We start from the raw sequence: 8701 nt of genomic DNA, 5'->3' as shown, positions 1-8701 counted from the left end.
GCACCTTCTTCGGCGAGATCGCGCTGCTGCACAAGACCAAGCGCAGCGGCACGGTCAGGGCGATGTGCAAGACCCGGCTCCTGGTGCTGGACGCCCAGGATTTTCACGCGCTGATCGCGCGCATGCCGACGCTTGCCGCCCACGTCCACGATACCGCGAGGGCGCGCCTCGGCGAGTCCGGCGACCTCGCGATCGCCGAGCTCGCGCAGGCCGAGCCGGGGAGCGCGGACGAGACTTCCGTCTGACGGAGCCCGGAGGACGGGACGTCCCCGCTGGCGCGGGGCGTGCCGGTGCTCAGGCCGCGAGCGCCTTGGTCAGGTTCTCCGACACCTTGTCCAGGAAGCCGGTGGTCGACAGCCACCGCTGGTCGGCGCCGACCAGGAGCGCGAGATCCTTGGTCATGTAGCCCGCCTCCACGGTCTCGACGCAGACCCTCTCCAGCGTATCGGCAAATTTTGCGAGCTGCGGATTGTTGTCGAGCTTGGCGCGGTGCGCAAGGCCGCGGGTCCAGGCGAAGATCGAGGCGATCGAGTTGGTCGAGGTCTCCTTGCCCTTCTGGTGCTCGCGATAGTGGCGCGTCACCGTGCCGTGGGCGGCCTCGGCCTCCACCGTCTTGCCGTCGGGAGTGAGCAGCACCGAGGTCATCAGGCCGAGCGAGCCGTAGCCCTGCGCGACCGTGTCGGACTGCACGTCGCCGTCGTAGTTCTTGCAGGCCCAGACGTAGCCGCCGGACCATTTCAGCGCCGAGGCCACCATGTCGTCGATCAGGCGGTGCTCGTAGGTCAGGCCCTTGGCCTCGAATTCCTTCTTGAACTCGCGGTCGTAGATGTCCTGGAAGATGTCCTTGAAGCGGCCGTCATAGACCTTCAGGATGGTGTTCTTGGTCGAGAGATAGACCGGGTAGCCGCGCATCAGGCCGTAGTTGAGCGAGGCGCGGGCGAAGTCGATGATGGAATCGTCGAGGTTGTACATCTCCATGGCGACGCCTGCACCGGGCGCCTTGAAGACTTCCTTCTCGATCACGGTGCCGTCCTCGCCGACGAACTTCATCGACAGCGTGCCCTTGCCCGGGAACTTGAAATCGGTCGCGCGGTACTGGTCGCCATAAGCGTGGCGGCCGATGATGATCGGCTTGGTCCAGCCGGGAACCAGGCGCGGCACGTTCCTGCAGATGATCGGCTCGCGGAAGATCACCCCGCCCAGGATGTTGCGGATGGTTCCGTTCGGCGACTTCCACATCTCCTTCAGGCCGAACTCCTTCACCCGGGCCTCGTCGGGGGTGATGGTGGCGCACTTGACGCCGACGCCGACCTTCTTGATGGCTTCGGCCGCGTCGATGGTGACCTGATCGTTGGTCTTGTCGCGGTACTCCATCCCCAGGTCGAAATACATCAAGTTGATGTCCAGATACGGATTGATCAGCTTGTCCTTGATGTACTGCCAGATGATCCGGGTCATCTCGTCGCCATCGAGCTCGACGACGGGGTTGGTCACCTTGATTTTTGCCATGATCGGAAGAGCCTCTTGGGAACGGTGCCTGGGGCGGAAAAGGGGGAATATCCGCCGCCTCATAGCACCGGGAAATGGCGGGCGAAAGCCAAGTGATTATGCACTTTTAGCCCATCCAGCATCCGGAAGATGAGCGAAGGCGGCGAGACCGGCCCGCCGGTTCGGCCCGAGGTTTCGCACGAGATTCAAGGTTCGAATCTAACCCCGTTATTTCGCTTGAGAATTTTGCCAAGACAGGCGAACCACGGACAAACCACAGGCAGACGATCCCGATCGACCGCCTGCGGCTAATTCGATCCCCGAGATCGCCTGGGCAAAGCCTTGAGAGCAAAGCGAGAAAGCGAGGCGAGATGACCGGTTCGGGCACTGACAGGAGCAAGGCCGGCCTGAGCCTCGAGGGTCCCGTCGTCATTCTGGTCGAGCCGCAACTCGGCGAGAACATCGGCATGGCTGCGCGCGCCATGGGCAACTTTGCGCTGACCCGGCTGCGGATCGTCAACCCCCGCGACGGCTGGCCCAATGTCAGCGCCCGGCGCGCCGCGGCCGGCGCCGACCACATCCTGGAGCGGGTGGAACTGTTCGACACCGTCGAGCAGGCGGTCGCCGATCTCGACCTGCTGTTCGCCACCTCGGCCCGGGCCCACGACCAGGCCAAGCCGGTGGTCGGGCCGGAGGCTGCGACGACGGAGATCGCCGGGCACATCGCCTCCGGCGGCAAGGCCGGCATCCTGTTCGGCCGGGAGCGCTGGGGGCTCACCAACGAGGAGGTCGCGCTCGCCAACCGGATCGTCACCTTTCCGGTCAATCCGGGCTTTGCCTCGCTCAACCTCGCCCAGGCCGTGCTGCTGGTCGGCTACGAATGGTTCAAGCAGATGACTCGGGGCGGGCTGCCCCACGGCATGCCCGAGCGCTCCGAGCGCGCCTCCCAGCACCAGATCCAGGCCTTCTTCGAGAACCTGGTGCGGGAGCTCGACAAGGTCGAGTTCCTGCGCCCGGCCGAGAAGCGCGACACCATGCTGGTCAACTTGCGCAACATCTTCACGCGGATGGAGCCGACCAAGCAGGACATGCACACGCTGCACGGGGTCGTCATGGCGATCGCGGAGGGGCGGAAAGGTCCGGCCAAGGGCGGGGTGCTCGACGGCGAGCAGGCGACGCGGCTGCGGGCACTGCTCGCCGAGCACGGCCAGGGTGCCCCGCCCGAAAGCGGCATGGTGCGCGGGCTCGCGCGGCTCCTCCGCCGCAACCCGACCGATGCCGAGCGCCTGCTATGGCAGGCCTTGACCCGCGACCGCCGCTTCGCCGGCCAGTTCAAGCGCCAGACCCCGGTCGGCCGGCATATTCCGGATTTCGTCTCGTTTGTGCACCGGATCGCGATCGAGCTCTCGAACGTCGGCGAGAGCGAGACCATCCTCATCGACCGTGCCGCGCGCCGCGCCTGGCTCGAGGCGCGCGACTATCGCGTGATCGAGATGCAGGCGGCCGACGTCGAGCGCGATCTGGCGGCGGAGCTGGAGCGGCTGCAGGCGATGGTGTCGCAGAGCGGGTCGGTTTCGTAGGATCGGCAACGGCGCGCCGTGCCTGTGCTCCCTCGCCATGCTGGAGCTTGTCATCGGGCGTCCATTCGCGCCCCTCGCGGCGCAAATCTTGCAGCTCGCCCCCTGCAAACGAGCGCGAGGGATCGCGCAGCCGGTAGCTCAGAGAAGGAGACCCTGACATGAAACGTTCCGACCTCACCGAAAAGCTGCTCGACATCAAGCGCGAGAAGGGCTGGAGCTGGAAATACATCTGCGAGAAGATCGGCGGCTATTCGGAGGTGCTGATCGTCGGCGCCATCCTCGGCCAGATGAAACTGACCAAGCCGCAGGCGGCGAACGCCGGCGAATTGTTCGGACTCTCGAAGTCGGAGGTCTCCATGCTGAACGAGACGCCGATGCGCGGGCAGGGCGTGCAGATGCCGCCGACCGATCCGCTGATCTACCGCTTCTACGAGCTCGTGATGATCAACGGGCCGGCCTGGAAGGCGTTGATCGAGGAAGAATTCGGCGACGGCATCATGTCGGCGATCGACTTCGACATGGTGATGGAGCGCCTGCCCAACCCGAAGGGCGATCGCGTCAGGATCACCATGAGCGGCAAATTCCTGCCGTACAAGTACTACGGCGCCAGCGGCAACGTGCCGGAATATGGGTTCAGGGAAGGCTGAGCGGGCGAATGGCGAATTGCGAGTAGCGAATAGGGAGGCCTATTCGCCATTCGCCACTCCCTATTTGCCCATTTCCTATTTCCCCGCCTTCACCTGCGCGACCGCAATCGCCGTGAGTTCGTTCATCTTATCGCGAATCGTCTGCTCGGCGATGGCGACGTTCCTGGCGGTAAAATCGCGCAGCACCTTGCGCAGGACGTCGCCGTCGCCGGCTTCCTCGAAATCGGCTGCGACCACTTCCTTGGCATAGGCCGCGGCGGCCTCGCCCGTGATGCCGAGCCGTTCGGCCGCCCACAGGCCGAGCAACCGGTTGCGGCGGGCCTCGGCCTTGAACTTCTGCTCTTCGTCGAGGACGAATTTCTTCTCGAAACCTTCCTCGCGCTTGTCGAATGTGGTCATGCCCGCAGTTCCAAATCCTCGCTTAATGGACACCGGGCCCTCGTTGCGAGGGTCCTGGCGGATGCCTAGATAAGGGGTGCGAATCGGCAAAACAACGAGCCGTTAAGCCGCAGGCGAGACGGTATAAATCGGTGCCGGAAGGTGGGATCGATTGTGCTGGATCAGCCAATCGGATAGGTTGCCTCGAGGCCCGGTTCCTGTTCTGTTTCCATGGGTTCTTCCATGGGTTCCTGGCCGTTCACGGCAGCTCCATCGTGGGTCGTAATCCTAGTCAACCGGAGCACACCAAATTCATGGATTTCAACAAGACACGGTACATCCCCATGAGCCGTCGGCGTCGCATTTATGAAGGCAAGGCGAAGGTTCTGTACGAAGGTCCGGAGCCCGGTACCTTGATCCAGCACTTCAAGGACGACGCCACCGCGTTCAATGCGAAGAAGCATCAGGTGATCGAGGGCAAGGGCGTCCTCAACAACCGGATCTCGGAGTACCTGTTTCAGCACCTCAACGACATCGGGGTGCCGACCCACTTCATCCGCCGCCTCAACATGCGCGAGCAGTTGATCCGCGAGGTCGAGATCGTCCCGCTCGAGGTGGTGGTGCGCAACGTCGCCGCGGGCTCGCTGTCGCAGCGGCTCGGCATCGAGGAGGGTACGCAGCTGCCGCGCTCGATCATCGAGTTCTACTACAAGAACGATCAGCTCAACGACCCCATGGTGTCGGAAGAGCACATCACCGCCTTCGGCTGGGCGACGCCGCAGGAGATCGACGACATCATGGCGCTGGCCATCCGCGTCAACGATTTCCTCACCGGCCTCTTTCTCGGCATCGGCATCCGCCTCGTCGACTTCAAGATGGAGTGCGGGCGCCTGTTCGAAAACGAGATGATGCGGATCATCGTCGCCGACGAGATCTCGCCGGACTCCTGCCGTCTCTGGGACATCAAGTCGAACGAGAAGCTCGACAAGGACCGCTTCCGCAGGGACCTCGGCGGGCTGCTGGAAGCCTATACCGAAGTCGCAAAACGCCTCGGCATCCTCATGGAGAACGAGCGGCCGCAGGGCACGGGCCCGGTGCTGGTGAAGAGCTGAGAAGAGGGTTTTGACGTGAAGGCACGTGTCACCGTTACCTTGAAGTCGGGCATTCTCGATCCGCAAGGGAAAGCGATCGAAGGCGCCCTGAAGTCGCTCGGCGTCGACGGCGTCGCCAACGTCCGCCAGGGCAAGGTGTTCGACATCGAGCTCGCCGGCGCCGACAAGGCCAAGGCCGAAGCCGCGCTGAAGAGCGCCGCGGACAAGCTGCTCGCCAACACCGTGATCGAGAACTACGCTATCGAGCTTAAGGCTTGAGGATATGCAAATGGCCGACGTGACGGCGGAGCTGATCTTCGAGGTTCTGAAATCAGTCCAGGCGCGCTTGGCGCAAGTGGACGGCAAGATTGATGAACTCAAGCAGGAAATGCAGGCTTCGCGGACGTCGCAGAACGGCATTCGGCAGGAAATAACCAGCGTGTTCCAGGAGATTTCCGGTATCCACGCGACGCTGGTTCGGCACGAGGGTCGTCTCGACCGCATCGAACACCGACTCGAACTCGACGATATGCCAGCGCAATGAAATCAGCCGTCCTCGTCTTTCCCGGAATCAATCGCGAGCGCGACATGGCGCGCGCCTTGAAGCTCATCTCGGGCCGGGAGCCGGCGATGGTCTGGCACGCCGAGAAGTCGCTGCCCGCCGGCACCGATCTCGTGGTGGTGCCAGGCGGCTTCTCCTACGGCGATTATTTGCGCTGTGGTGCCATTGCCGCCCGCGCGCCGATCATGGACGCGGTGCGCGCCTATGCCGCGAAGGGTGGGCTCGTGCTCGGCGTCTGCAACGGTTTCCAGATCCTCTGCGAATCCGGCCTGCTGCCGGGCGTGCTGATGCGCAACGCCGGGCTGAAATTCATCTGCCACGACGTGCATCTGCGGGTCGAACGCTCCGACACGCCATTCACCCGCGGCTATAATGCCGGCCAGGTGATCCGCGTGCCGGTGGCGCATGGCGAAGGCAATTACGAGGCGGATGAAGAAACCATCAAGCGGCTCGAAGGCGAGGGGCGCGTGCTCTATCGCTACTGCTCGCCTGATGGCGTGGTCGACGAGCGCCATAACGTCAATGGCGCGGCACATTCGATCGCCGGCATCGTGAATGATGCGGGCAATGTGCTCGGCATGATGCCGCACCCGGAAAACCACGTCGAAGACATCATGGGCTGCACCGACGGCCGCGGCCTGTTCGCCGGCCTCGTCGCCCATCTCGACCGCGCGGCGTAGGTTATTTCGACTTCCATCGTCCCTTCAGCCGCTCGCCCGGCACCGTCATGGCGGCGACGCCGGCCATGACCAGCACGAGACCCAGCGCGAGGTTTGACGGCACGGTCTCGCCCAGCAGCACCACCGACAGCAAGACGCCGATCGGAATGCGCAAATAGCCTTGCGCGTTCGTCGTCAGCGTGCCGAGACGGCTCATACCAGCCTTCACAATGACTGACCGACAGTGACCCAATCGCGCTGTGCGATCGAGGTGATGCGGCCGGTTTCGGCGAGAAGTTTTCGCCAGGCGTCCTGGCAAGCGTCGAGGATATCGGTATAAGTCGCGAACACGCGGTTGCCGAGATAGGTCTGTCGCAGGTACTGCCAGATGTTTTCGGCTGGATTGAGTTCCGGACAGGCGGGTGGCAGAGGGACGAGGGTGATGTTGGCCGGGGGCTTGAGCTTGCGCGTCGTGTGCCATCCGGCCTTGTCGAGGATCAGCAGAGCATGCGCGCCGGCCGTGACGCTGCGGCCGATCGCGTCGAGATGCGCCTGCATGGCCTCGGTGTCGGCCTGCGGCATGATGAGGGCGACACCGGTATCGCGGCTTGCACAGACGGCGCCGAACAAATAGGCGTTTTCGTAGCGCTGATCCTTGGGCTGGCGCGGCCGCGATCCCTTCTTGGCCCACTGGTAGACCAGGCTGTTCTTCTGGCCGACCCGCATCTCGTCCTGGAACCAGACCTCGATCGGCGTTTCCGGGGCGAGTTTGCTCACGATCGCCGCGATCTGCGTGGGAAAGTTTTTTTAAATGCCGCGATCGCCTCCGGATCCTGAACGGGGTGCCGCGGCCGAGCGCTGATGTGCGAGAAGCCGAGCTTCTTGAGCACGCGCCCCAAGCTCACTTCCGACAGGTCGACACCGAAGCGCTGTCCGAGAACGCGCTTGAGGTCGACGCAGCGCCAGCGCACGACACCATCCTTCTCCGGGTCGGGACCGGCCTCGACGAGCTGCTTCAACGCCTTTTGCTGCTCATCAGAGAGCTTCGGCGGCCGACCGGTCGGCTTGATGTCGATCAGTCCGTCAGGACCGAGCTGGTTGAAGCGGTGGACCCAATCCCGCAGCGTCTGCCGGTCCATGCCACCGATCCGCGCCGCCTCGGTGCGGTTCATCCCGTCGCGGACCGCCGCCAACGCCAGCAACCGTCGCGCCTGCGCGGCATCCTTCGCCCGCGCCGCAAGCCGACGCAGCTCATCCGCTCCGAAATCCTCCCGTAGACCGACCGCCCCGCCCATCGCAGACCTCCCGAATCAATCCGGTCGGCCAGAAATGAATCACGCCCGTGCCAGTTTTCAAAACAGAGTCAGAGCTTCCGAAGGCTGGTATTACGCCCATGACGCACCTCTCACGCGACGACGTGACCAGGGCCATCCCCGGGGCCGACGACGTGACCATCGCAGAGATTATTGGAACCGGCGCGAGCGCCGAGGAGCTCGCCGAGGCCCGGGCCTGGCTCGTCAATGACGAGCCGATGATCAACGACCTCCGGCCGCTGGCCCAGGGCCGCGTCCGACAGCTCGTCGACATCCTCTCCGAGCTTGAAGATGGCGAGGACAATGATGGCCTCGAACCCGATCCTGCCAGCGTCGGCGACAAAATCTGAAAAGCAACTTCATTCCGGTATTTAGGTAGCTTTAAAGCAACATCAGGCGCGGAAGAAGCCTCGCCCCGGAGTGGTGAGGCCTCTCCGGGGCGATCGTTACGTCGAAAATGGGCGTTTTGATCAGTTCAGCTTGCGCCGCGACACCGGCGCCTCGAACGGGGCGATCTCCGCCGTCCGTGGCGCCTTGCCGTTGAAGGTCAGCACATTGCCTTCCGACGAGATCGCAACCGCATCGCCGTCCTTGACCTCGCCGGCCAGGATCATCTCGGCGAGCGGATCCTGCAGATGGCGCTGGATCACCCGCTTGAGCGGACGCGCGCCATAGGCCGGATCCCAGCCCTTGGCGGCGAGCCAGTCGCACGCGGCGCCGTCCAGCGTCAGCGTGATCTTGCGATCCGTCAGCAGCCTCTCGAGCCGGGCGAACTGGATCTCGACGATCCGGCCCATCTCGCTCTTCTGCAGGCGGTGGAACAGGATGATCTCGTCGACGCGGTTGAGGAATTCGGGCCTGAAATGCGCCCGCACCATCCCCATCACCTGCTCGCGTACGGCCGAGGTGTCCTCGCCCTCCGGCTGGTTCACCAGGAATTCCGAACCGAGGTTCGAGGTCATGATGATCAGCGTATTGCGGAA

Annotated in this window: 12 protein-coding genes and 1 pseudogene; 8 read left to right on the top strand and 5 right to left on the bottom strand. The window is 63.9% G+C overall.

Features of this window, described 5'->3' with window-relative positions:
- Positions 1-245: cyclic nucleotide-binding domain-containing protein (locus KGM94_RS20805; RefSeq protein ID WP_300263599.1), on the top strand; the 245-nt coding region annotated here is incomplete at its 5' end.
- 49 nt (positions 246-294) lie between these two features.
- Here KGM94_RS20805 and KGM94_RS20800 read toward each other — a convergent pair.
- Positions 295-1509, bottom strand: a complete 1215-nt coding sequence (locus KGM94_RS20800) for an NADP-dependent isocitrate dehydrogenase (RefSeq protein ID WP_300263597.1) — start codon at positions 1507-1509, stop codon at positions 295-297.
- A gap of 350 nt (positions 1510-1859) precedes the next feature.
- Here KGM94_RS20800 and KGM94_RS20795 point away from each other — a divergent pair, with 350 nt between their 5' ends.
- The gene (locus tag KGM94_RS20795) at positions 1860-3068 is read left to right on the top strand and encodes a TrmJ/YjtD family RNA methyltransferase (RefSeq protein ID WP_300263595.1); all 1209 of its coding nucleotides are present in this window, start codon (positions 1860-1862) and stop codon (positions 3066-3068) included.
- A 158-nt stretch (positions 3069-3226) separates the two neighbouring features.
- Positions 3227-3715, top strand: coding sequence for a cyanase (cynS, locus tag KGM94_RS20790; protein WP_300263593.1), 489 nt, complete (start codon positions 3227-3229; stop codon positions 3713-3715).
- Between the two features lie 75 nt (positions 3716-3790).
- On the opposite strand, the gene KGM94_RS20785 is transcribed toward cynS, so the two are convergent.
- Positions 3791-4114 carry a DUF1476 domain-containing protein gene (locus tag KGM94_RS20785; RefSeq protein ID WP_300263591.1) on the bottom strand — a complete coding sequence of 108 codons (324 nt, stop codon included), beginning with the start codon at positions 4112-4114 and terminating at the stop codon, positions 3791-3793.
- Positions 4115-4437: 323 nt separating this feature from the next.
- On the opposite strand from KGM94_RS20785, the gene purC reads away from it, so the two are divergent.
- The 4 genes from purC to purQ are packed head-to-tail and all read left to right on the top strand — an operon-like array spanning position 4438 to position 6426.
- Complete coding sequence (gene purC, locus KGM94_RS20780) at positions 4438-5205, top strand: phosphoribosylaminoimidazolesuccinocarboxamide synthase (protein WP_172782948.1); 768 nt, start codon at positions 4438-4440, stop codon at positions 5203-5205.
- Positions 5206-5220: 15 nt separating this feature from the next.
- Positions 5221-5463, top strand: coding sequence for a phosphoribosylformylglycinamidine synthase subunit PurS (gene purS / locus KGM94_RS20775; RefSeq protein WP_300263588.1), 243 nt, complete (start codon positions 5221-5223; stop codon positions 5461-5463).
- A 10-nt stretch (positions 5464-5473) separates the two neighbouring features.
- Complete coding sequence (locus KGM94_RS20770) at positions 5474-5728, top strand: hypothetical protein (RefSeq protein ID WP_300263586.1); 255 nt, start codon at positions 5474-5476, stop codon at positions 5726-5728.
- Positions 5725-6426 (top strand): phosphoribosylformylglycinamidine synthase subunit PurQ, encoded by a 702-nt coding sequence (gene purQ / locus KGM94_RS20765; protein ID WP_300263584.1) that lies wholly within the window; start codon positions 5725-5727, stop codon positions 6424-6426. Before KGM94_RS20770 ends, purQ begins: the two co-directional genes overlap by 4 nt.
- A 1-nt stretch (position 6427) precedes the next feature.
- Here purQ and KGM94_RS20760 read toward each other — a convergent pair.
- Positions 6428-6616 (bottom strand): annotated as a pseudogene (locus tag KGM94_RS20760) (EamA/RhaT family transporter); the annotation flags it as partial.
- A gap of 14 nt (positions 6617-6630) precedes the next feature.
- Positions 6631-7700 (bottom strand): IS630 family transposase gene (locus KGM94_RS20755; protein WP_300263582.1). Its coding sequence is split into 2 segments (ribosomal slippage): positions 6631-7197 and positions 7200-7700, totalling 1068 coding nucleotides; the frame shifts between segments, so codons are not numbered across the junction.
- Between the two features lie 98 nt (positions 7701-7798).
- Between KGM94_RS20755 and KGM94_RS20750 the strand changes: the two genes are divergently transcribed.
- A complete protein-coding gene (locus KGM94_RS20750; protein ID WP_300263581.1) occupies positions 7799-8068 on the top strand; it encodes a hypothetical protein in 270 nt (89 codons plus the stop codon).
- A 120-nt stretch (positions 8069-8188) separates the two neighbouring features.
- On the opposite strand, the gene KGM94_RS20745 is transcribed toward KGM94_RS20750, so the two are convergent.
- The coding region (locus tag KGM94_RS20745; protein WP_300263579.1) for an AAA family ATPase at positions 8189-8701 on the bottom strand (513 nt) is incomplete at its 5' end.

This window comes from Bradyrhizobium sp., assembly GCF_028868675.1.
In the GTDB taxonomy this organism is placed as follows: Bacteria; Pseudomonadota; Alphaproteobacteria; order Rhizobiales; family Xanthobacteraceae; genus Bradyrhizobium.
This window is presented reverse-complemented; position numbering and strand designations above follow the sequence as displayed.